Source organism: Ruminococcus sp. RTP21204st1_B2_RTP21204_210225, assembly GCF_040914135.1.
GTDB lineage: Bacteria > Bacillota > Clostridia > Oscillospirales > Ruminococcaceae > Hominimerdicola > Hominimerdicola aceti.
Window position 1 is genome coordinate 1 of record NZ_JBCPGA010000112.1, and the last position, 1,588, is coordinate 1,588.

Annotated in this window: 1 protein-coding gene and 1 pseudogene; both read left to right on the plus strand. The window is 44.8% G+C overall.

The features are described from left to right. A pseudogene (locus AB5123_RS14295) lies at window positions 1-643 on the plus strand (hypothetical protein); the annotation flags it as partial. An 82-nt stretch (window positions 644-725) separates the two neighbouring features. Further along, on the plus strand, window positions 726-1,588 hold an 863-nt coding region (locus AB5123_RS14300), incomplete at its 3' end, for a hypothetical protein (protein WP_368364996.1).

Genomic DNA, 1,588 nt, shown 5'->3' on the forward strand with positions numbered 1-1,588 from the left:
TCAGGGTCAGAATAATAACGGTCAGGAAAATAACTATCAGCCTGTGCAAAATGATTCGCAGCCAGATAACTCGCCGTACGATAATAACCGCAGCAATAACGGAGCGGAACAGAATAACGATCCGACGCCTCCGACTACAACTGTAAAGCCTGCGGTAACAAATCCGCCCACTACTACAACTCCAAAGCCGCAGATTACAGTACCGCAGACTGAACCGCCTGAAGTTGTAATTGAAGATACAACAAACTTGCAAAGTGTTCTGAATTATGTAAATTCGCTTGGAAGATCAATCGATGAATATTACAACATTGGTGCAGGGTTGAGTCACGATGGTTCTGATCATGGAAAAGCCGAAGCGGTGTATAATTGGATTCGGGATAATGTCAGCGGAAATTGTCAAGTGTTCTCAGTGGCAACAATGTATGCCTGCAAGGGGATCGGGCTTGAATGTCGGTATGCGTTTTTCTCCTCCGATGACTGGTATGGACACATGGCAAATCTGGTAAACGTGGGCGGAGCATGGTATGTGTTCGACACACAGGGTGGCAGATTTTTAAAGTCGGATAAATACGGTGATATTACCCGGATATTTGATGAAAATGACAACACGATTGAACTGTCGGTAAGCGAATCTGCTTACTAATTAAGTAAACAACAAAGTTGCAATAAAGAGAGCCGATTTGGCTCTCTTTATTTTGCGCAAAATCAAAGGAGAAATGCACTTTATGTTCAAAAAATCGAAAATATTAAAAAAACTCAGCGCAGGGTTCATGGCAGGACTCTGTGCTTTTTCTATGTTCGGTTCATCTATGAGCGGAGCAATCACAGCAAGTGCCGCAAGCACACCTATGGAAAACCCGGCATTCCCGTCAGCGGATACGGTGATCGCAAAGGCGGCGACCTTGCTGGGTACACCGTATACCTATGGAAACAAGGGCTACTGGTATGCGTATGATCAGGGTCAGTACACTCCGCTTTCTGTTGAAACGATAAATAATCTCGGCATTGACTGTTCGGGTCTTGTGTACTATACTCTTACGCAGCTTGGATACAAAACATCGGGGTTCAGTTGGAACAACCCTGTGCCTGTTGACACAGATCATTGGCTTACAGTCAATGATAACTGCACCATAACTTACGACGGAAAGACTTCAAAGGTCGAAGTCGAAAAGAAAAACATCAAGACAACGGACCGCCCGTATTGGGAGTGTGCTGACGGTTCGGTTATTACAGCAGGTTCTGTGGTGGTCGCTCAGAATCCGGGTGGTGAGGATCACGCTTGGATATATATGGGCGAATTTGATTCAAGAAATGATGTAATAAGCTACCTTAAGTCTATCGGCGTTTCGGAAAGTCTTATCAATTCCAAAACAGTCGGGGACGGCACAGGCGCAGGAGGTACACACTGGAGAATCGAATCAAACGGTTCGGAGGGCGTTGTTATCAACAACAAAACTGACGGTAAGACTGCTACCGCTATGAATATGTCGGCGTTCAGAATTACAAAGACAGATGTTACCTTTGAGATCGATAAGTACAATACGGACGGTAATCTTGTAGGAAAATCAAGTGTTGACAATTCCACAGC